General features: G+C 52.5%; 19 protein-coding genes. 9 read left to right on the top strand and 10 right to left on the bottom strand.

Annotation, left to right across the window (positions count from 1 at the left end; translation table 11 throughout):
- Positions 1-428: 428 nt before the first annotated feature.
- From HCZ99_RS15060 to HCZ99_RS15035, 6 genes are all read left to right on the top strand, one after another.
- The gene (locus HCZ99_RS15060; protein WP_167447822.1) at positions 429-1,616 is read left to right on the top strand and encodes an efflux RND transporter periplasmic adaptor subunit; all 1,188 of its coding nucleotides are present in this window, start codon (positions 429-431) and stop codon (positions 1,614-1,616) included.
- A complete protein-coding gene (locus HCZ99_RS15055; protein ID WP_167447821.1) occupies positions 1,613-3,559 on the top strand; it encodes a MacB family efflux pump subunit in 1,947 nt (648 codons plus the stop codon). Before HCZ99_RS15060 ends, HCZ99_RS15055 begins: the two co-directional genes overlap by 4 nt.
- A gap of 2 nt (positions 3,560-3,561) precedes the next feature.
- Entirely contained in the window at positions 3,562-4,956 is a 1,395-nt protein-coding gene (locus HCZ99_RS15050; protein WP_167447820.1) for an efflux transporter outer membrane subunit, read from the top strand.
- Positions 4,957-5,295: 339 nt separating this feature from the next.
- Complete coding sequence (locus tag HCZ99_RS15045; protein ID WP_167447819.1) at positions 5,296-5,994, top strand: response regulator; 699 nt, start codon at positions 5,296-5,298, stop codon at positions 5,992-5,994.
- Entirely contained in the window at positions 5,984-7,051 is a 1,068-nt protein-coding gene (locus HCZ99_RS15040; protein ID WP_217701507.1) for an ATP-binding protein, read from the top strand. The genes HCZ99_RS15045 and HCZ99_RS15040 overlap by 11 nt, the downstream gene beginning before the upstream one ends.
- A gap of 8 nt (positions 7,052-7,059) precedes the next feature.
- Positions 7,060-8,862, top strand: coding sequence for an ABC transporter ATP-binding protein (locus HCZ99_RS15035; RefSeq protein WP_167447818.1), 1,803 nt, complete (start codon positions 7,060-7,062; stop codon positions 8,860-8,862).
- A gap of 184 nt (positions 8,863-9,046) precedes the next feature.
- Here HCZ99_RS15035 and HCZ99_RS15030 read toward each other — a convergent pair whose 3' ends face one another.
- From HCZ99_RS15030 to HCZ99_RS15000, 7 genes are all read right to left on the bottom strand, one after another.
- The gene (locus tag HCZ99_RS15030; RefSeq protein WP_167447817.1) at positions 9,047-9,964 is read right to left on the bottom strand and encodes a sugar kinase; all 918 of its coding nucleotides are present in this window, start codon (positions 9,962-9,964) and stop codon (positions 9,047-9,049) included.
- Entirely contained in the window at positions 9,964-11,001 is a 1,038-nt protein-coding gene (locus HCZ99_RS15025) for an L-idonate 5-dehydrogenase (protein WP_167447816.1), read from the bottom strand. The genes HCZ99_RS15030 and HCZ99_RS15025 overlap by 1 nt, the downstream gene beginning before the upstream one ends.
- 11 nt (positions 11,002-11,012) lie before the next feature.
- The gene (locus tag HCZ99_RS15020; RefSeq protein ID WP_167447815.1) at positions 11,013-11,780 is read right to left on the bottom strand and encodes an SDR family oxidoreductase; all 768 of its coding nucleotides are present in this window, start codon (positions 11,778-11,780) and stop codon (positions 11,013-11,015) included.
- Between the two features lie 23 nt (positions 11,781-11,803).
- The gene (locus HCZ99_RS15015; RefSeq protein ID WP_167447814.1) at positions 11,804-13,003 is read right to left on the bottom strand and encodes a mandelate racemase/muconate lactonizing enzyme family protein; all 1,200 of its coding nucleotides are present in this window, start codon (positions 13,001-13,003) and stop codon (positions 11,804-11,806) included.
- Between the two features lie 19 nt (positions 13,004-13,022).
- Positions 13,023-14,327, bottom strand: a complete 1,305-nt coding sequence (locus tag HCZ99_RS15010; RefSeq protein ID WP_167447813.1) for a TRAP transporter large permease — start codon at positions 14,325-14,327, stop codon at positions 13,023-13,025.
- The gene (locus tag HCZ99_RS15005; RefSeq protein WP_167447812.1) at positions 14,317-14,844 is read right to left on the bottom strand and encodes a TRAP transporter small permease subunit; all 528 of its coding nucleotides are present in this window, start codon (positions 14,842-14,844) and stop codon (positions 14,317-14,319) included. The genes HCZ99_RS15010 and HCZ99_RS15005 overlap by 11 nt, the downstream gene beginning before the upstream one ends.
- Before the next feature lie 64 nt (positions 14,845-14,908).
- Positions 14,909-15,931 carry a TRAP transporter substrate-binding protein gene (locus HCZ99_RS15000; RefSeq protein ID WP_167447811.1) on the bottom strand — a complete coding sequence of 341 codons (1,023 nt, stop codon included), beginning with the start codon at positions 15,929-15,931 and terminating at the stop codon, positions 14,909-14,911.
- 173 nt (positions 15,932-16,104) lie between these two features.
- Between HCZ99_RS15000 and HCZ99_RS14995 the strand changes: the two genes are divergently transcribed.
- The 3 genes from HCZ99_RS14995 to HCZ99_RS14985 all read left to right on the top strand — a co-directional run bounded on the left by HCZ99_RS14995 (position 16,105) and on the right by HCZ99_RS14985 (position 19,257).
- Positions 16,105-16,866: a GntR family transcriptional regulator gene (locus tag HCZ99_RS14995; RefSeq protein ID WP_167447810.1), complete on the top strand. Its 762-nt coding sequence runs from the start codon at positions 16,105-16,107 to the stop codon at positions 16,864-16,866.
- A 120-nt stretch (positions 16,867-16,986) separates the two neighbouring features.
- Entirely contained in the window at positions 16,987-17,958 is a 972-nt protein-coding gene (locus tag HCZ99_RS20720; RefSeq protein WP_167447809.1) for a 2-hydroxyacid dehydrogenase, read from the top strand.
- A gap of 477 nt (positions 17,959-18,435) precedes the next feature.
- Positions 18,436-19,257: a M55 family metallopeptidase gene (locus HCZ99_RS14985; RefSeq protein ID WP_167447808.1), complete on the top strand. Its 822-nt coding sequence runs from the start codon at positions 18,436-18,438 to the stop codon at positions 19,255-19,257.
- A 107-nt stretch (positions 19,258-19,364) separates the two neighbouring features.
- Here the strand turns inward: HCZ99_RS14985 and HCZ99_RS14980 are convergent, their stop codons facing one another.
- The 3 genes from HCZ99_RS14980 to HCZ99_RS14970 are packed head-to-tail and all read right to left on the bottom strand — an operon-like array spanning position 19,365 to position 22,271.
- Positions 19,365-20,414 carry a P1 family peptidase gene (locus HCZ99_RS14980; protein WP_167447807.1) on the bottom strand — a complete coding sequence of 350 codons (1,050 nt, stop codon included), beginning with the start codon at positions 20,412-20,414 and terminating at the stop codon, positions 19,365-19,367.
- Positions 20,415-20,438: 24 nt separating this feature from the next.
- Complete coding sequence (locus HCZ99_RS14975; protein WP_167447806.1) at positions 20,439-21,341, bottom strand: ABC transporter permease subunit; 903 nt, start codon at positions 21,339-21,341, stop codon at positions 20,439-20,441.
- 9 nt (positions 21,342-21,350) lie between these two features.
- Positions 21,351-22,271: an ABC transporter permease subunit gene (locus HCZ99_RS14970; RefSeq protein ID WP_167447805.1), complete on the bottom strand. Its 921-nt coding sequence runs from the start codon at positions 22,269-22,271 to the stop codon at positions 21,351-21,353.
- Positions 22,272-22,298 lie beyond the last annotated feature (27 nt).

The following is a 22,298-nucleotide window of genomic DNA, read 5'->3' as shown; positions in this document are numbered from 1 at the left end:
GAGACGGCGGAACTGATCCTCAAAGTGTTAAAGCTTGCGAAGAGGCTTTAGCGCGGATGTTGGGGGTTTGCCCAAGTTTTCCAGCTTTCATGCGATCTTGCTTCGTCCTCATTCCCAATTCTCCTGCCCCATGCGATGCGCACTGATCATCGAGCTCTGTCGCCCCTCGTTTGTTAACGCAAATCCGGGTGCTGCTGAGACGGGTGAGTAAGTGCGGGTCCACAAAACCTGCACATAACCTCCTCTCAACTTTCATTGCGACATGAAAGGGTGCCTCGAGAAAATGGTGAACTTTGTAGGACCTTTTCGAAGTTTACAAAGCACCTATTGAGAGCGGTCACGCTGACGTCGCGCAGCCTCAAGTGATGGAGCGTTTGGGCTGATGCATCTTGTACCTGATACATAAACTGCGGTTGGTAATAACAAGAATGAAACTGTCAAATAGCTTGGGCCGACTTCTGATGATCGGAGGAATAATTGTCGTCGCACTAGTCGTAATTGCTTCGGCCAGCAGCGTGCTCGAAAAGGAGCAGCAGGAAGCTGAGCTTACCGAGTTTGTCTCGTCGGGTTCAATTGAGGAAACGGTTCTTGCCCATGGTGAACTCCAACCTGCCAACATCGTGAGTGTTGGCGCGCAGGTTTCTGGTCAGTTGAAGGCGTTACATGTTGAGCTTGGTCAGAAAATCAGCGCGGGTGACCTGATCGCCGAGATTGACCCAACCGCACAGAAATATGCTCTGCGCATTGCAGAAGCAGCGCTTGCCAATATCAAGGCGCAGCGCAAGGCCCGCAGCTTTGAACTTAAACGCGCGCAGCAGGCTTATAAAAGACAGAAGAGTATGGCATTGCAGCGTGCCGCCTCCATGGCCGAGCTTGAGACGGCGGAAGCCGCTTACAAAGCACTCGCCGCTGACATAGAGGCGTTGGAAGCGCAGATCGCGCAAGCCACTGTGGAAGTTGAGAACGCGAAAGCCAACCTCGGCTACACCAATGTTGTCGCACCGATTGATGGTGTTGTGGTTGCGGTCGTAACCAAGGCAGGTCAAACACTGAACTCCAATTTGGCTGTGCCGACGATTGTCGTGCTGGCGCAGCTCGATGTTATGAAGGTAAAGGTCCGGATATCAGAGGCCGATATCACCCGTGTAAAGCCGGGGCAAACTGCGCGTTTTACGATTATGGGCGAAACCCGCGCGCCGACAGTCGGAAAACTGGAGCAGATTGCACCTGCCCCGACATCAATTGCGGCGGAATCTACAACAACGTCCAAAACCAGCGGGCAGCAAGCGCAGGCTGTTTATTTCAATGGAATATTCACAACGCCCAACCCCGATGGCCTGCTGAGGCCCATGATGACTACTCTTGTGTCCATTGTGGTGGGGCAGGCCGAGGACGTCCCGCTTGTGCCATGGTCAGCATTGACTGAGCACGATCAGGACGGTCGCTATCACCTTCGTGTGCGTTCTCCTTCCGGCGAAATAACAGAACGTCTTGTCTCAATAGGACTGACAGACCGCATCAAGGCGCAAGTGATTGATGGTCTTGCGGTTGGCGACGAAGTTGTCATTCCGGCCGATGGCCAGGCGTCAGACTCTAACGATATGGGGATAATGTGATCGCTTTATTGGAAATAGAGAACGTCACGCGGTTGTTTCGGGCCGGTGACGAGACGGTCTCAGCCCTCAAAGGGATTGATCTTCGCATTGATAGCGGTGAGTTCGTCGCAATTGTCGGGGCCAGCGGATCGGGCAAGTCGACGCTGATGAATATTTTGGGCTGCCTTGATCAACCGACGGCCGGCGATTACCGCGTTGGAGGCTATAGCGTTGCAGGTTTGAGTGCTGACGAATTGGCTGCCTTGCGAAGGGAGCATTTCGGTTTTATCTTTCAGCGCTATCATTTGCTCGGTACGCTCAATGCGGCGGATAATGTGGCGATGCCTGCAGTTTATGCGGGCGTAGATTCTGTCACACGGCGTGAAAGGGCCAAAGTGCTTCTTGAGCGCCTCGGCCTTGGTATGCGCATTGATCACCGTCCGGGGCAGCTTTCCGGCGGCCAGCAGCAACGGGTGTCGATTGCGCGTGCGCTCATGAATGGTGGGCAGATCATCCTTGCCGACGAACCGACCGGTGCGCTTGATAGTAAGAGCGGTGAAAACGTTCTTGAGATACTCAAGGAGCTTCATCGTGAGGGGCATACGATTATTATCGTTACGCACGATATGGATGTCGCCGCCCACGCAGATCGTATCATTGAAATCCGTGATGGCCTTGTTCTGTCCGACAAGCGGCGCCGCGAACCTGTCATTAATGCATCCTCGTCTTCTTTTGAGAGTTCAGAGGCGGTTGGTGCTCTGGCTGGGCTCCGTCGACGGTTTTCAGAGGCTTTTCCCATGGCGGCGCGCTCAATGGCGGCGCATCGCGTCCGCACATTCCTTACCATGCTGGGCATCATCATTGGTATTGCTGCGGTGGTCTCTGTTGTTGGCTTGGGCGAGGGAACGCGTCAAAGGGTGCTTTCCGAGATCAGCGAACTGGGGGCCAGCACCCTTTCGATTTTCCCTGGGTACGGATGGGACGACGAACGCGCTGACAGCGTCACCACTTTGGTTGTGGACGATGCCAAGGTTTTGTCTGCGCAAAACTATATCGACAGCGTAACACCACTGGTGTCGACAAGTACCCGCATCAGGCTCGGTCACACGACTATGTCTGCCAATGTGGAAGGCGTTGGTGAGGATTATTTCCGGGTGAATGGCCTCAGAATTCTGCGGGGTACCGGATTCTCTATCGACAGTATTGCGGAGCGCCGGCAGGAGGCCGTGATAGAGGAACGCGCCGTATCGACACTTTTTCCCGAAGATGAGTCTCCGCTTGGCAAGGTCGTTATGATTGATCGTATGCCGGTGGTGATCGTTGGCACAGTTGCCGACCGTTCGGGCATGTCCGGTAAAACCTTGCAAATTTATCTTCCATATACCGCGGTGGCGGGCAGGTTACTTGGGGCTGCAACAAGCCTTGCCGGGGTGACTGTTCGTATTTCGGATAATGTTGACACGATTGTTGCCGAACGTGCCATCGTCGGGCTTTTGGAACGCCGCCACGGAACAAAAGACTTCTTTGTCTTCAATAGCGATCAGTTGCGCCGGATCATGGTGAAGACATCGCATAGGATGATGTTGCTGATATCGTCTGTCGCGGTGATTTCTTTGATCGTCGGTGGCATCGGTGTCATGAATATTATGCTGGTTTCCGTCACCGAGCGTACCCGCGAAATCGGCCTTCGCATGGCGGTAGGGGCACGTCGTATCGACATCATGCTTCAGTTCCTGATTGAAGCCGTTACGATTTGCATTGCCGGCTCGTTCCTCGGCGTTGGACTGGCATTCGCGACTGCGATGATCTTTGGTGGAGAGGGCAGCCAATTCCCGATGATTATCTCGTTTAATGCCATCCTTTCAGCGAGCCTGGTTGCGCTTTTGATTGGTCTCTCTTTCGGTTTTCTGCCTGCCCGTAATGCGTCGCGCCTTGATCCGGTCGTCGCACTTTCAAGAGAGTAGCCATGCTTTTCGTCAGATTGACCATTCCCTGCCTTTTTATCGCTCTTGTCGGTTGCACGAGCCTGTCGACAGGCTATCTGCGCCCCGACTTACCAGAGGGGCCTACATGGGCTGAATCGACTTCTGAAGACATGGTTAAGGAAAGTACTGATCAGTGGTGGGCTGCGTTCGGGGATAGCGAATTGAACACCCTGATCCGCGAAGTTGTTGCCCGCAATAATGACATTTTCTCAGCATCCCTTCGTGCCCGCAGAGCACTTTTTCAAGCCGATCTTGCGGCAAATGCGCTATTTCCGAAATTGAGCGGCAGTCTTAACAGTTCGAGATCAAGGCCGCTTGATGGGAATGCGGTATCAACCTCATCTTCGTCGGCTTCAGTCGGGCTTTCCTACGAAGTTGATTTATGGGGTAAACTGGCAGCGCAGCGCGAAAATGCGAATTTTGAAGCCGAAGCAACGCTTGAGGATTACGAGGCGGCACGTCTTGCAATAATCGGAATGACGATCGAGACCTATTTCCGTATTGCGCATGCCAATCAGGCAGTTACGTCGGCTGAAAATAGTCTCGATTATTTAAGGCAAGTACAGGACCTTGTCCGAAAACAATTGGATTTTGGCGACGTTTCTGAACTTGAACTTTTTGAAGTGGAACAGACTGTCGAGACACAGGCCGGGCGTGTGTCACAATTGAAGCAGGCACGCCTTGTTTTGAGAAATGTGCTCACGGTTCTTTTGAACGGTGCGCCAAGTCCGGTCCCCGAGTTACTGTCTTTGCCAAGACAGAAGTTGCCAGCGATGATGCCAGGCTTGCCCGCAGATATTCTTGCCCGTCGTCCCGACCTTCGTGCGGCGGAAGCTCGGTTAAAGGCGGCATTAAAGAATGTGGATACGACGCGGACTAGCTTTTATCCGGGAATCTCGCTTACTGGTGGGGTTGGTACAAGCAGTGACCAACTTTTATCTTTCATTTCCAATCCCGTCGCGACACTGGGTGCCGGGACTGTTCTGTCATTTTTGAATCTTAAGGACATGGATCTGAAAATCGCGGTTTCACAAGCTCAATATGAAGAGGCCGTAGCTACATTTCGAAACACTTTGCTTAATGCGTTCGCCGATGTGGCCAATGCGCTTGGTGCACGCACCAACTATGTAGAGCAGTCACGTAGGTTGGATAATGCGTATATGGCAGCTCGCGAAGTCGAGAAGCTTTCCGAAACGCGTTATCGGGCGGGTGCAATCACTTTGCGTATCTGGCTTGATGCGCAGGAACGTCGGCGTTCTGCCGAAGAGTCATTTGCCGATGTGCAGCTGGCGCAGTTCGTCAACGAATCCCTTCTGTATCGTGCGCTCGGTGGCAGTACTACTCTTGCCAAAGACGAAGTCGCGGCAGCGCGATAATAAGGTGCGCCAGTCAGGATCGAAAAATACAGGGCGAGTAATTAAACCAGATACATTGGTGGCCCCAGTATCGAATGTCTCCATGGAACCTCCATAAACATTTAACCTGCTCTCGACATGGGGATGTTAAGCGTTGAGTGTTATCTACCAATTGCGATCTGGATGAGCATGACGCTGTGTGCTGGTGGACCGCAAAGTGGGTTATTTTTGAGAATCGTAATGCAACAGGCTAATCGTGTTCAATGAAGTGTCACGCACGACATTGCGCGTTGCTAATTGATGGATGCTTCTGCCAAATGAGTTCTTTTGGGTTGGACGTCAAAGATTGAAAGCATGGTCATGAACAACGCCTTAATTCTGATCATCGAAGACGAGCCCGAGATTGCCGAAATCATCGGGACATACCTGTCACGCGAAGGTTTTCGGGTCGTCACCGCAGGTGACGGCACGACCGGGCTTGCGCATCACCAAAGCTTGCGTCCTGATCTTGTGGTGCTTGACATCAAGCTGCCGGGACAGGACGGCTATGAGGTTTTAGCTGCGATACGTCGCAGGGGCGATACGCCAGTCATCATGGTAACAGCGCTGGCGGAGGATCTAGACAAGTTACAGGCGCTGCGTATTGGTGCAGACGACTATGTGGTTAAACCGTTTAATCCGCTTGAGATCGTAGCACGTGTGAAGGCGGTCTTGCGGCGAACCATTGCCGGCGATACTGAGAAAATGTTGCGCGTTGGACCGTTGACTATTGATCCGCAAGCCTATCGGGTCGAGGTCGAAAGCCCAGAAGGCGAGTTTACACTTGGCTTGACCAGAACTGAATTTCGCATTCTGGCATTTATGGCATTACGAATTGGCCGAGTTTTTGAACGTTCTGAACTGGTCGATGCGTGTTTGCCAGAGGGCGAGGCGCTTGATCGCACGGTAGATAGCCATGTTAGCAATCTGCGTCGGAAACTGGCAGCTGCTGGCGCGGATGGTATGCTTGTCGGTGTTCGTGGTGTTGGCTACCGACTGGACAACACACATGGTAAGTAATCTGAATTCCCGCATTGTTCGCTCAATGATTGCGCTTACACTGCTTGCTTTCGTCGTCGTTTATTTCGGTTTAACTGCTTATTTCTTTTTCATTTATGAGTGGCTCTATCCGGAATTTACTGACGATGACATTTTGCGCACCGGTGACATCGTAATGTTGGGCCTCCTCCTTGGGGTTGGTATCTTAAGCGCCTCGTTGTTGGGCTGGGTTCTTGCTCGGCGGATTGTTGATCCTTTGAAGTCGGTTGCTGCGGCTGCGCGAAAGGTTGCGAATGGAGATTTCTCGGCACGCGCCTCATTGAGCAAAGGCAACTTTGGAGAGGCGAGTGAGCTGGTAAATGACTTCAATCAGATGGCCGGCCGATTGCAGCGCGCCGAGGCCGAATTGAAATATTCGAACTCGGCCATTGCGCATGAATTACGAACACCTTTGACCATTCTGCGTGGGCGGCTCCAGGGGTTGCTCGATGGTGCTTTCTTCCCTAGTCCGGAACTATATGGCCGCTTGATTAATCATGTGGATGACCTTTCGGCGATTGTCGAGGAACTGCGAACGCTGGCGCTGAGTAACGCCGGTCAATTGGATCTGCAATATTCATCTCTCGATATTGCGGTGGAGGCCGAAGCCGCACTTGCCTCGCTTGAGGGGCATTTCAATGCCGCTGGGATTACTGTAACGCGAAATTTGTGCTGTGCTGGACTGAGAGCGGATCAATCGCGTTTGCGGCAGGCATTTGTTGCGGTTCTTGAAAACTGTTGTCGGTATGCACCGCAAAGATCAGTGCATGTTGAGACCGGTGTGGACGAACAGCATGTTTTCTTCCGCTGTACGGATACAGGACCGGGTCTTCCTGACGAGAGCCGCGCACGGGCCTTTGAACGGTTCTGGCGTGCGGATGATTCGCGGGGGCGTAAGAGTGGTGGTTCCGGCTTGGGCTTGCCGATTGTAAAGGCGATTGCACAAGCACACGGGGGCGACGCGGTTATATTGCCCATTGATGAACCGGGTCTTGCCGTCGAAATCCGATTGCCGTGCCAAGCAATCCCTATCGTCTGATTGTCCCCATGTCTGAAAAACTCGATACTTCTGGTGATTATGCTGCTCTTGCTGAGCGGCATGTATCACTTCGACGCATTTTGTCACTTTTCTCCGCTTACCGGAAACGGGTTACAGCAGTCATATTGCTTATGCTCTTGGCGTCGGCGGTCGGACTGGCTGGCCCGTTTCTATTGCGTGCGATCATTGACAAAGCTTTGCCAACGCATGATCTCAAACTGCTTCTTGAGTTGGTGGCGGGCATGGTTGTTGTCGCCGTGCTCTCTTCGGCGGTCGGTGCATATCAGGTAATCCTCATGTCGCGCATCGGGCAGGGGATTTTGCATGCCTTGCGGGTGCGGATTTACACCCATCTTCAAAGTCTTTCGCTGAGATTTTTTACACAGACGCGGGTGGGCGAGGTGCAGTCGCGCATCGCCAATGATATCGATGGCTTGCAATCTTTGGTCACTGAAACGGCGAATGACCTAGGTCGTTCACTCAGTGCCGTTATCATGACTGCTATTGCAATTGTGATCCTTGATTGGCGATTGGCACTTTTTGTGTTGTTCGCGGTGCCAGGTACCATCCTGATTAGCAATCGTGTTGCCCGGTTACGTGAAGCGCTGACTTATCAACAACAGGCCCAAGCCGCAGACATGTCGGTGGTTGTTCAAGAGACACTTTCGACATCGGGTATTATACTTGCGCGCACGATGGGAAGGGGCCCGCATCTTGTACAGCGATTTGCTAGGATATCGGGCGATCTCGCGAAGCTTGAAGTCAAGTCACATACCGCTGGTGAATGGCAATGGTCGTTGATCAGCTTTGCACTTGCCGTCCTGCCTGCGATAACATTATTGGTGGGCGGCCTTCTTATGCAGACCGACAATCCCGCCACCATAGGCACGCTGGTGGCCATGATCGCGTTGCAGGAACAGCTACTGTGGCCCTTCGAACAATTGTTGGAAATCGGACGCGATACGCGAAAGACACGTGCATTGTTTGCACGGATTTTCGAGTATCTGGACAAACCGGTTGAGATCACCGAGCAATCTGTCCCCGTTACCATTCGACGTTCAGAAATGCGCGGTCAGGTGGAGCTGAATAATGTCAGCTTTGCCTATCATGAGGCAAGTTCGAGTGCTGTAAATGACATTAGCCTGACAATTCCCGCAGGCAGCAAGGTCGCTATTGTTGGCCCAACTGGGTCGGGTAAGACCACTCTCGGTTATTTGTTGGCGCGTCTTTACGACGTTGATAGTGGTTCAATCAGGTTTGATGGCGCCGATCTGCGTGATCTCAGCTTTGAAACGCTTTCGGAAATGTTGGGGGTTGTTCCGCAAGAACCCTATTTGTTTCATGCTTCGGTGGCAGAAAACTTGCGGTTTGCAAAGCCGGATGCGACGCAGGCTGAACTGATCACCGCGGCGAAAATCGCTCAAATTCACGATTATGTGGCATCTTTACCAGATAGCTATGACACTCTGGTTGGGGACGATGGATACAGGTTCTCGGGAGGGGAGAAGCAGCGGTTGGTTCTTGCGCGAACGATTCTGCGCGACCCGCCAATACTTCTTTTGGATGAGGCAACCAGTGCGCTTGATACACGCACAGAACGGACGATGACATCGTCGCTGAAACATATGTCAGAAGGTCGAACAACGATTACCATTGCGCATCGTCTCTCAACGATCCGTCATGCCGATCTGATCGTGGTTATGAAAGAAGGCCAAATTACAGAGCAGGGTAGTCATCACGAGCTGGTTGCTCTTAACGGCGTTTATGCGGATCTGTTACGTGGTGATGACCTTGCGACAGAACGCAACTGACGTTAATCCAGATTTTAAGTCTCGGCACTCTATAAATCAGATCAAGAGTGACGCGTCCACGTTCTATTGGTAGGCGGATAGGCCACCAAGAATTAGCCTATCATGTCTTTAGTTCTCTTTATGAGCACATGGCTTCTGCAGCTTATGCGTCAACCCGTGTCAAGTTATCTGGCAGTCAAAATTACTATATGATCGACTTTGGAAGCTCAGCGATTGCGCCTTGTGTTTGAATGACGCTGGCGGCGACGTTTTGTGCGAGTGCGATGGCCTCGGCTAGGCTTTGGCCGGAATATTTGGCGTAGATGAAGCCGGCATTAAATGAATCGCCCGCGCCAGTCGTGTCGATTGGTTTGATTTTCTTGGGTTCGAAACGGGTTTCGTCGGTGTTTAAGGCACGATGGATGATTTGGGCGTCAGCGTTTTTTACGACGACTTCGTCGCAGCCGAGATCAAGGTAACGCAGCGCAGTATCGGACGGTGAAAGGTCGCCAAAGGCGTCCTGTTCATCGGAAAAGCTCGGGAGGGCAAGGTTTGATAAAGCGGCTGCTTTTTCGACAGCTTGCGTCATTTCGTCTTGTGTCTGCCAAAGCTTCGGCCGGATGTTCGGGTCAAAGATGATTTGTTTACCGCGTTCTTTGGCATTTCCAATCAATTGGAAAAACGTTTCGCGGTCTTTGGGCGGAAGGACCGCAAGGGTAATTCCCGAAAAGTAAATCACATCCGGGCTTGTCATGGCGCGGCTTAGAATATCAGGGTCGGCGGCAAGCATCCTTGCTGCCGAGTTTTCGCGCCAATACGAAAAGCTTCGTTCGCCGTCTTGTAGGTGGATCGCATACAGGCCAGGCTGACGATCAGCGACCCTTACGATGTCATTAACGCCAAGTCCTGCGCGTTGCAAGAAGGCATAAATATCATCCGAAAGCTGATCTTGGCCCAGTGCCGTAAAGTAGTCCACGTGCCACGTCTGGTTAAATAATTGCCGGAGATACCATGCTGTATTCATGGTATCCCCGGCAAAGTTCTGTCGCCAGAGTCCGGCATGGGCTGGCGACAGTTCGACCATACATTCACCAATGCACAGTACTTTTTTCTGGGTTTTCATTAACTGAAATCCAATTGTACTTTCATGGACTGACTGCGGTCTGAGGCAAGGTCAAAGGCCTTTTGTGCGTCCCGGAAAGGTAGAACCGAGCTAATGATCGGCGATACATCAATAACCTTGCGGTCAATCAGTTCTGCGGCCTGGGCAAATTCCGTATCAAAGCGGAAGCTTCCGATCATTTTGACTTCTTTGGTCACGGCAAGGCTGAGTGGTAGTTCGCCATTTCCACCAAGGCCGACAGTAACGATGGTTCCGCCCGGTTTTACTGCATCAAATGCACTGGCAAGCGCTTGCGGGCTGCCGGAGCATTCAAACACGACGTCTTGTGTGCCCTTGTTCATGCCAAGCGTTTTATAGTCATCGGCATTTTGGGCAACATCAATACAGGCGTTCGCACCGGCCTGTGCGGCAACATCCAAGGCCGCCTTTGATAAATCCGTTGCGGTAATCCAGTGCGCACCGGAATGGGCCGCGGCGAGGATCGTCAGGCAACCGATTGGGCCACATCCCGACACAAGGACTTTTTTGCCCGACAGCGCACCGGCTTGGCGAACAGCATGCAGGCAAACAGCCAAAGGTTCGCTGCAGGCGGCATGTTCCATGCTGATGTCAGCGGAGAGTTTAACCAGCTGTTCTGCCGGAAGGTTGATCTGCTGACGGAACAGGCCCTGTTGATGGGGAAAGCGCATCGCACTGCCAAAGAAACGCATGTCCGTGCATTGGTTGCGCATGTTTGCGCGGCAATACTCACATTCGTTACATGGCATGGATGGATTGACCGCGACTTTATCATTCACGGCAAGGCCATTCACATTGGCGCCAATGGCGGTGATCGTACCGGCAACTTCGTGGCCCAAGGTCATGGGTTCGCGAATTTTCACCGTGCCAAATCCGCCGTTATGGTAGTAATGCAGGTCCGAGCCGCAAATACCGCCCTTATCGATTTGAACGGTGACCGTGCCGGATGCAGGTGCATCCGGTACGTCCATCTGGTCAATGCGCAGATCGTGCGGTGAGTGTATGACAACAGAATACATGGGCGGTCACCTTAAAGAACGGAAATCATGCCGCCATCGGCATAGATGATCTGACCGTTGACGTAGTTCGACGCATCCGAGCAGAGATAGATCGCAGTACCGATCAGTTCTTCTGGCTTGCCCCAGCGACGTGCAGGTGTGCGTCCTTTGACCCAAGCATCAAATTCGGGATTGGACGTCAGCGCTTCGTTCATGTCTGTCAGCATGTAACCCGGCCCAATCGCATTGGCCTGAAGGCCCTGTTCGGCCCATTCCGCAGCCATCGCCTTTGTCAGCATTTTGATGCCGCCTTTGGCAACGGTATATGGGGCAACAGTTGCGCGTGCCAGTTCGCTTGTCAGCGATCCGATATTGACGATTTTGCCATGTCCACGGGTGACCATGCGTTTTGCAGCTTCGCGGCCAATCATGAAGGCGGATGTCAAATTGGTATCAATCACGCGCTGCCAATCAGCGGTTTCGAGTTCCAGCATGGGTTTGCGGAACTGGATGCCAGCATTATTGATCAGGATATCAATCTGAACACCATCGGCGTCAAAGCGTTCAAAGGCGGCCTTGATTGCGGCTTCGTCGGTAACGTCAAACAGGGACGTGTCAACCTTCATGCCGGCATCAGACATTTCCTTTTGGGCCTGTGACAGGCGTTCGGAATTGGTGCCATTAAGGATGACCGTCGCCCCAGCGGCAGCCAGACCCTCGGCAAAGGCGCGGCCAAGACCGCGCGAAGAGCCAGTGATAAGGGCCGTTTTTCCGGCGAGCGAGAAAAGTTCCAAAGACATGTTTCCTCCTAGAGGCTTTTATTTCAGGCTTTGCTTTCGCGAACGGACAGGTCGCTGCGATCAAAGAAGGATTTCTGCAATTCGACACCAAGGCCAGGACCTTCCATCGGATAGACATAGCCGTTCTCGATTTTCGGAACCGCAGTAACCAACTCATTGTACCAACCCTTATAGAAGGCACGGACACTTTCCTGAATGAGGGTGTTTGGCTGACTAAACGACATATGAATAGCGGCAGCAAAGCCAACCGGCCCGATGCAGTCATGCGGGGCAAACGGACGGTGCCACGTTTCTGCCAGTGCGGCGATTTTCTTGCCTTCGGTAAGGCCGCCGGTCCAGCACAGGTCAACCATGACCACATGGGTCGCATCGCGGTCGAGCATATCTTTGTATGGCCAGCGCGAGCCCAATGTTTCACTCGCACAGGTCCAGACACTGGTGGATGCGGCGAATTCCGCCAACGCTTGTGGGGAGTTCATCCGGATCGGGTCTTCGTACCAGGTCGGGCTGAACTGTTCGAGTTCGCGGGCGATCTTTTTGGCCGTCGGCAGGTTCCATTGGGAATGGAATTCCACCATGATTTCCATGTTGTCGCCAACGGCCTTACGGATTTCCTCGAACGGATGAATGGCTTTTTTCATCTGTTCAGCGGTGATGTACTGACCGCGCGTTTCCGCTGCCATCGGATCAAATGGCCAGATTTTCATGGCCGTGATGCCAGATTCCAAAAGGTTTTCCGCCAATTGTGCCGGACGGTTCATAAAGCCATCAAGATCTTCATAGGGGCCTTCTGGCTCGCCGAGGTTCCAGTTTGAAACGGGCTTGATGTTGTTGGTCCGCACATAACGATATCCAGCACAGGTATTGTAAATGCGGATTTTATCCCAGCACAAACCGCCAAGCATTTGGTGAACCGGCTGGTCGCAGACTTTGCCAAAGATGTCCCAAAGCGCGATGTCGATTGCAGATGCCGCACGATATTCAGCCCCGGTTGAGGACTGTGCCATCGGCAGATTGACCATTTCCTTATGCAGGGCTTCGATGTGAAGTGGGTTCTGCCCGATCAGGCGTCCCGCCAGCGTTTCGTGAATGTGTGCTTCGACGGCACCTGCACCATAGAAGGTTTCGCCAAGGCCGGTGATGCCTGCGTCTGTTTCAACATGGACCCAAAGAACATTGGCAAATTCGTCCACGCGGTAGGTTTTGATAGCTGTGATCTTCATTTTCTTATCCGAATTCAGATTAATTGAGTAATTCCGGGAGCCAGAGCGCGATGGACGGGAATGTCAGCATCAACGCCAGGAAGGCGATCTGAATGAGCATGAATGGCCAGAGAGATGCGAAAATCGTCTGAAGGGTGATTTCCGGCGGCGCGACGCTTTTGAGGTAGAAGGCGGCGGGGCCAAAGGGCGGCGACAGGAAGGCCACCTGCATGGTCAATGAGAAGAGAACCCCGAACCATACCGGGTCATAGCCAAGCTGTGTGACGATCGGCACAAAGATCGGAATGGTCAAAAGCAAGATCCCAATCCAGTCCATGAACAGACCAAGGACGATGAAAATCGCCATCATCAGCATGATTGTGACAACTGGTGCGATATCGAGCCCAGTGATCATGCCGGTGACAAAACGTTGGCCACCCGAAAGGTTGTAAATCGCAATCAGCGATGCTGCGCCAAACGTGACCCAAAGGATAATCCCGCACGATTGCAAGGTGCGCGTCAGGGCCTGCCAAAGCATCGTGATGTTGAGTTCAGAACGCAGGGCAATGATCAACAGGGATATGCCAACGGCAATGCCGGCTGCCTCGGTGATGGATGTAATCCCACCGTAAATGCACCCGAAAACAACACTGATCAGAACCAGCAACGGCAAGATGCCGCGGACAAAGTCCTTTCGGTTAAAGGGTTCGGTCTTTTCAGGTGCCTTTGGCGTCAGGGCCGGATTAAGCGTGCAGCGAATATAGATATAGCCAAAGTAAGCAACGGCCAGTGCAAAGCCCGGGATGAAGGATGCGAGGAAAAGCTTCTGAACCGAAACATCGGCGGTGAGGCCATAGATGATCAGAACGATCGACGGGGGCACCATCGTACCAAGCGACCCACCCGCGCAAATGATACCGATCGAGAGTTTGCGGTCATATTGCAGGCGCATCATTTGCGGCAAAGCAATCAGGCCAAGCAAAACGATTTCGCCGCCGATAATCCCACTGATCGCGGCCATAAAGACCGAAATGATCAGGGTGACGGTGGCAACGCCGCCTTTTAGGTGCCCGAAAACTTTAAAAAGGGCATCATAAAGATCCTGTGCCAGTCGGGATCGTTCCAGCAAGGTTGCCATCAGAATGAACAGGGGAACCGAAAGCAGCGAATATTCGGTCGCAAGTCCATAAACCGTTTTATGGGCAAGTGCGATGACCGCAGGGCCAAATTTCAAATAGCTGACAAGAACCGCAAGCGAACCAGCCGCGAAGGCCAAAGGAACACCAAGCGCCATCAGGGCAAAGACACCACCGACGAGGATAATTGAAATAAGTTCAATCGACACGGTTGTCCTCCGTGACTGATTCTGCTGTGTCGGCGGGGGTGCCGCGGAAACGTTTGACGCAGTTGATGATCGCGTAAAGCGCCATCAAGCCAGTTGTCAGAACAATGAGGGGCTTAACCGTTGCCGGGATCGGCGGGTTCCATGCGGTGCCATACGGCTCCCAATTCATCAGCGACTGCCACGAACTGGGCGCGCCGAACCATGCGATGCCAAGACAAAATGTCAGGCAACAAGCCAAGGTGATCAGATCAAGGATGCGCTGAAGCCATGATGGACTTGCGTCATAGAGAACCGTGATCCTGAGATGCTGGTCTCTTTGCATGGCATAAAGACCCGCCGCCAGAAACAGGATCGCCGATAGCCACAAAGCCAATTCATTGGCCCAGACTGTTGGGGTTTTGAAGATGTAACGTGCGATGACCTCGTAAAAAGTCACCCCGACAATAATCAAAAGAAGTAGGGAAAAGAGCGCGACGACAAATTGAAAGCTGCGCACGCGTTTCGGGGTTGCCTGCATCGTGGACCTCCAGAAAAGCCCTCGGGGGAATGCCCCCGAGGATCAAAATGACGGACTTGCTGGGTTAGTCGAGGATGCCGTTTTTCTTCATGTAGGCGATATGGGAGTCATAAGCTGCTTTGGCTTCGGGGCTACGCGTTGCCCAATCAGCCCATACTTCTTGGGCCGCTTTGCGGAATGCCAGACGATCTTCAGCGCTCCAATCTTCGAGCGTAACACCGGCTTCGGTGAGCTCTTTGGCGGCTTCCTGATCAAGTTTGGTCGATTCTGCAATGACTTCCGGTGTAATCGTTGCAATGGCGTCTTCCATTGCTTTTTGCTGGGACTCGTCCAGTGCGTTCCATTTTTCCAAGTTAATGGCAATATGTTCGATCGGCATGGAGTGGAAGCCAGGGTAGGTCGCGTATTTTGCGATGTCATACAGGCCGAGTTTCTTGTTCACGGCAAGTGTTGAGGCATCTGCGCCCGAAACCGTACCGGTCGACATGGCGGTAAAGACTTCACCAAACGGCATCACAACCGGGCCTGCGCCAAGTTTCTGGAAAATTTCAGATTCCATCCCCGGAGGAGAGCGGAATTTCCAACCTTTAAGGTCTTCGATCCCTGCGAGCGGCGTCGTGGAGCTCAGCGATTCCGGGGTCGCGATGAACACACCAACAAGGTGCATGTTGAATTTGTTGTAAAGTTCATTGGCAAGTTCAAGCCCACCATCATCGTACCAGCCAAGAAGCTGTTCCGGGGTGCTGTAGCCCCCCATGATGTCGCCATAGAACTGGAAGGCCGGATTTTTGCCGGTGATGTAACCAGCACCGGTCGCGTCGCCGTCAATAATGCCCATGCTTGATGCTTCAAAGGCTTCGTTGGAATTGATGACAGACGAGCTGGTGTGCATTTCGATCTGCACGGTATTGTCGGAATATTCTTTTACAAGGTCCGCAAACCGCAGTAGGGCTTTGCCCTGCAAGGAAGACGCATTGTGGTGGGTCTGGAATTGAAGTGGAACAGTTTCAGCAAAGGCCTGTGCGGTGGTGAATGTCAGAAAACCAGTCGCCGCCAATGCGGTTAATGTTTTTGTTAGTTTTTTCATGTCGTTGGTTCCTCCCTTATGTGACATGTCGTGATATTTCACGAAACATCAGTAACACGCATCCAACGGCAACTTCAATAGGTTTTACTTTTTCATATATGGTAATGTGTGTATATGGTATTGAATAAAAACAAATATATTGTGAATTTTCAAAAAAATTACTGAGAGAAATAATGGCGCCAAAACAAAAAGATAAGGCCATTTCAGGCCGTGCTTCGGGGCCGGGAAAAGCAAACTCCGGTAGTGGCAAAAACCTGAACGAGGTGGCCTATAACAAGCTCGAAGAGCTTATTGTCACGTGTGAGTTGAAGCCGGGCAGCTATCTACGCATTCAGGATTTGCAAAACGCAACCGGCATTAGCCGCACACCGGTTCATCAGGCAGTCACACGTCTGTCGGCAGATACCCTTATGATCATTCAGCCCCGTCAGGGCATCCAGATTGCACCAATTGATCTGACGCGGACACATTTGCTGCTGCGTTTGCGCCGGGATATGGAACGGTTTGTCGTTTCATTGGCGAGTACGCGCGCCAGCACGTCGCACAGAAGTCAGATGCGCCATTTGATCGGCCTTTTGTCAACGCATCGTGATGAGATGACCATTGTGGAATTTAACGAATTTGATCGCCGGATTGATCAAATGATGCTGGCCGCCTGTGGCGAGCCTTTCCTTGAATACACCCTGCGTCCTTTGCATACGATCTTCCGTCGGTTGGGGTGGATTTATCATACCCAGACGGATGCTGGTGCGTCCCTTGATGTGACGATTGAAACCCATCTTGATGTTCTGAACGCGGTGGTGGACGGCAAGAAGGATGCGGCACTGGCGGCTTCGGATAAACTGATTGAGTTTGTCGATGCCATGTTCCCGGTTCTTGAAAGAAGCATCGCGCCAAGCATTTTTGATGTGACGCAGGACTTCGATCCATTTTGAGTTAAAGCCCAAATCACACGCCAGCAATTTGAAATGCGTTCGTGAATTTCTTATTGAAATTTTGTGAAATATCAGAAAACATCAATGCAAGAATAATGATAATCAAATGTGGGAGGATTCGTGAAAATCGTATTCCATGGGGCAAATGCCTCAACTTTTCATCCTGGCTTTGCGGAATTGCTTAACGCGCGACATGAGCTTGTTCTATTGCCCGATCACCTTGATAGCGATGCGGATCGCGAAGAATACGCTAATGCGGATGTTATCATCGGGATTAAATTTGATGGTACTTTCCCTGCTCCGCAAAACCTAAAGCTCTATCAGGTGCCCGGTGCTGGTTATGACGGCATTACTGTGCCTGCGCTGCCTGCGGATGCCGATTTTTGCAATTGCTTTGGCCATGAAGTTGCGATTGCGGAATATGCAATGGCAGCCCTTTTGTCACGTCATGTGCCGCTTGCCGATGCGGACAACCGTATGCGTAAGGGCGATTGGAAATATTGGGCCGGTGGCCCGTCTGGCATGAGAACTGAGCTTGGAAATACCGTGATTGGTATTCTGGGGTATGGGCATATCGGCAAAGAAATCACCAAAAGAGCCAAGGCCTTTGGCATGAATGTTCATGTTGCCAATCGTTCCTGCCCCAAAGACCAAAGCCAAATCGATGCCTACCACGCGATTGATGATTTCAGGGACATGTTGCCCAATGTGGACGTGGTAGTGAACACTTTGCCGTTGGCAGAAAGCACAACCGGCCTGGTCGATGAGAAGGCGTTCGCCAACATGAAGCCGACAGCTGTCTTCATGAATGTTGGCCGCGGTGGTGTGGTTGATGAAGATGCGCTGTTTAAGGCGTTAAAAGACGGCGCAATCGAACACGCCTTTATTGATACCTGGTACCAGTATCCAAGTGGACAGGACGCGGTGACTTATCCTTCGCGCTTGGCGTTTCATGAACTCAGCAACATCACGATGACGCCCCATATGTCTGGCTGGACGCATGGCACGATTAACCGCCGTAAAAAGACAATGGCTGAAAACATCAATCTGATCAGTCAGGGGCAGACGCCCACCAACCGCATCGCAAGATAGTCCTCTGACTTTACCGCCCACCGACCAGATGGCTCATTTCGGGTTATCTGGTTAACCCCCGGGGCAGAGCCGCCCTTTTGCTCCGGGGCTCCTTTCTGGCGTGTTACCCGGAAAGTGACATGCCGCTTGATATGGCAAGATGATGAGAAAAGCCCGTTCAGTTTTTGCTGAACGGGCTTTTTGTGTCAGGTCGTACTGATCAAGTGGGCGAGGGAGGTTTCAGACGAACTTTGTTTTGAGTGTGCAAAACGGGGATTAGGTGGCGTCACCGATATTCCAGAACCCACCTGCCATCATTTGTAGGGCTTGTCGGCTGAGGCTTTGCAGGATGTGTTCATTGTGGGCTGCCTTTGCTATTGTTGTTATCCCACCGTCTCACCGCCCCCTGCATGCATCATGTCATATCGGCATTGGTTGTTGGTCTTTGTTACGTTTTAGATTTTACGACTAAATTGTATGACGATTTCGGAGATGAACATGCGGATAATGATATCGGTCGATATCGAGGGTGTGGCCGGCGTAAACGAGACTATTCAAGGGCGTCGTGGAAACCCGGAATATGAAGTTGCCCGTCGTTTAATGACCCAAGAAGCCAACGCGGCGATTGCAGGTGCGTTTGACGGTGGGGCGACGGAAGTGACCGTAGCCGATTCTCACGGGCCGATGCGCAACATCATTGCCGAAGACCTGGATGAACGCGCGCGCCTTGTTTCGGGCAAGCCCCGGCCTTTGTCAATGATCCAAGGTGTTGATGAAAACCATGACGGCGTGGTTCTGATTGGTTATCACGCAGCAGCATCAAATTCCGGCGTTCTTGCCCACACCGTGAGTGGCATGGCATTTCATTCCATCGACATCAATGGCGTGCGGGCAGGGGAGCCAACCCTGTTTGGCGGATATGCCGCCGAAATCGGCGTGCCGCTGTTGGCTGTGAGTGGTGATGATTGCTTGGCGCGTGAAATATCCGAACAGTTCCCGTCCGCACATAGGATCGTTGTTAAGGAAGCACTGGGTGCCCATGCCGCAAACAGCATGTCCCCGGCAAAATCGCGCGCACTAATTCGCCAGGACGTCGCCAAGACCGTCAAAGATGCCAAGTCTGCAAAGGTCGAAGCACCGTGCAAGGGGCCGCTGGATGTTTCGGTGCGGTTCCATAAATCGCTTTACGCTGATGCGGCTGTGCTGTTGCCGATGATGACCCGTTCGGACGCCCATACCGTGCAGTTCCGTGTGGATGGACATGCCGATGCCATCAGCACGATTTCGGCCTTGTCATTGATGATTGCGGGCATGCAATAACGTTTGCCGCATCTGATCGGCTGCGTTCTGTAGTAATTGTATGAGGAATAAAAAAGGGCCGCCGTTTCAAAAGAACGGCGGCCCTTTCTAAGTTTCAGTCTGGCGATTTAGGATGCTGCCGTTTGATTAAAGAACGCCGCAAATTCGGGCAGGGTTTTGCCGGTGTAGCCGATGCTGGCACGGCTAAACCACAATGCGTTGAGTACGGCTTCTTCGACGGCCTCAACCGCGGCGTGGAAGAAATCATTCATGCATATTTCGGCAAGACGGGTTGCGTCATACTGTGCGGTGCTTGATCGCGAATGACTGTTGGCTGTTGAAAACGCAACAGCGATATCGCCACTTTGGTGGCCCCAGAAACTGCCCAACCGGCCAAGGGCGGCACCGCTTCGTTTGCAGATTCGGCCCAGTTGGCGTGAATCAAGCGGCGCATCGGTCGCCAAAACAATAATAATCGATCCCTTGTCCGTGGCGTCCGGGCTTTGCGGATTAAACGCCGAAAGCTTCTTGCCCATGACCCGTAATTCGGATTTCTGCCCAAAGTTGGAAAGGACAAGCGCACCAAGATTATACTTGGTTTTATCGCGCGTTTTAACAATGCGCGATGCTGATCCGATCCCACCGGCAAAGCCAAAGGTTTTCATACCTGTGCCGGCACCGACGGTGCCCTGATCAAAGTCGGCACTGGCGCCGTCAATTGCCTGATCGACCATGTCTTCGGTGACGTGGTAGGCCTGAATATCGTTGACCACACCATCATTGCATTCAAGAACCAAAGGATTGACGGTCGGCATTTTGCGGCCAATTTCCGGGTTCATGCGGATGGCGCGTTTGGTCACGGCTTTGGAGCAGTCACTGACGCCAAATGTATTGGTCAGAATGATGGGGGTTTCGATTTCGCCCAGCTCATCAAGCTGCACAAGCCCGGCACTTTTGCCAAAGCCGTTTAGCACGGCCGATGCGGCATGTACCGGACGATCAAACAAATTGCCGTCGTGGGGCAAAATGGATGTCACCCCGGTACGTGCGGTTTCGCCAGTGTTATGGGTATAGTGGCCGACGGTTACGCCCGGAACATCGGTAATCCGGTTCTTCGGACCAGTGGGATGCACCCACCAGTCCGAAGGGGAAAATGTATCGCGAAATTGATTGGTCATTGGCATCAAGCACCCAAAGGGCGCTTATTCCCTGTCAAGTTTTGGGTCGAGCGCATCATGCAGCCCATCGCCCAAAATATTGAATGATAAGACGGTGATGAAAATCGCAATCCCCGGAAATAGGGTCAGGTGCCATTCACCCGCCATCATGTAATCGCGCCCGGTCGAGAGCATCGCACCCCATTCCGCGGTGGATGGTTCGACACCCAAGCCAAGGAAAGAAAGGCTGGTGGCGGTCAGGATGGATGTGCCAATTCGCATGGTGAAATAGACAATCACAGCGCCCAAAACACCCGGCAGAATATGGCGGAACATAATGATCATGTTCGATGCGCCTGCCGCACGGGCGGCTTCGACATAGGTGCTTTCCTTGTGCGAAAGCGTGCCGGATCGCACGATGCGGGCAAAGGCTGGTACACTGAAAATGGCAACGGCGATAATGACGTTGGTTAAGCCCGGGCCGAGGATTGCAACAATCCCGATCGCAAGCAAGATGCCCGGAAAGGCAAACAGAACGTCAGAAATGCGCATCACACAGGCATCAAGCCATCCGCCGTAATATCCGGCAAAAAGCCCGGCCAGAATGCCAATTACCGCACCGACCGAGACCGAGGTAAAGCCGATAAACATCGACAGTTTTGCCCCGTTCATCAGGCGCGCAAAAATGTCGCGTCCAAATTCGTCGGTACCGGCCCAATGCAAGGCGGTTGGTGTTTGAAGCGTGTTCATATAGTCGAAGCTATCGGCGCTAAACGGCAAAATAACCGGCGCAAGAAAGGCAACGACATACATCAAAAGAAGGAAAATGCCTGCGGCAAGCGCGAATTTCCGTTTCGAAAAGCGGCCCCAGAATTCCTTGAATGGGCTTGCTGCGGCCTCGCCTGTTGCCGGGGCAGCATCAATGACAATGTCAGTTTGTTGCGTCATGACGGTATCCTAGCTATAGCGGATTTTCGGATTGATGAGCGCATAGAGCACATCGACCAGAAGATTGATCAGCAAAAATTCAAGCGAGAAGATCAGGATTTCAGCCTGAACCACGGCGTAGTCGCGGAAGCTGATGGCATCGAGCAAAAGCGATCCCATTCCCGGCCAGCGAAACACCCGTTCAATCACGATGGAACCACCGAGCAAGAAGCCGAACTGTAGACCGGCCATGGTGACAACCGGGATCAAGGCATTGCGCAGCGCATGTTTCCAAATCACGATTTTTTCTGTAAGGCCCTTTGCGCGGGCCGTACGGATATAATCTTCGCGGATTACCTCGATAACGGCGGAACGGGTAAAGCGGGCCATGATCGCCGCAACACCAGCACCAAGGGTGATGGAGGGCAAGATAAGGTCGGTCGGGCTGTCAAAGCCACTGGTGCCAAACCATCCCAATTGAACCGAGAAAAACTGCATCAAAAGCAAGCCAAGCCAGAATGGCGGCATGGAAATACCCGACACAGCGGCAAACATCCCGACATGATCACCGACACTGCCGCGTTTAACGGCGGAAATAACCCCAGAAATAAGGCCAAACAGCACTGACCACCCGAGCGAACAGAGTGCAAGCCAGACGGTAGGCATAAAGGCCCGCCCGATCATGGTGCTAACTGGTTCCTGGGTTCGAAGGGACGTCCCCAGGTCGCCCTGAAGGATATTGCCCATAAAATCGAGATACTGTTGATGCAGCGGGGCATCGAGGTTCAGGGCCCGGCGAACGGTTTCAACCTCTTCAAGGGTCGCATTGTCACCGGCAAGCACACGCGCGGGATCACCCGGCAGAGCGTGCACGAACAGAAAAACAAATATTGAAATTAGAAAAAGAACAGGAATAAGGGCAAAAAGCCGTCGCAGAAAATATTGAACCATTTGGTGCTCTTGGTATCAGCGACCCGG

The organism is Thalassospira lucentensis (assembly GCF_011806425.1).
GTDB classification, from domain to species: domain Bacteria; phylum Pseudomonadota; class Alphaproteobacteria; order Rhodospirillales; family Thalassospiraceae; genus Thalassospira; species Thalassospira lucentensis_B.
The sequence above is the reverse complement of the archived record's forward strand: the minus strand, read 5'-3'. Positions and strand labels throughout refer to the sequence as shown.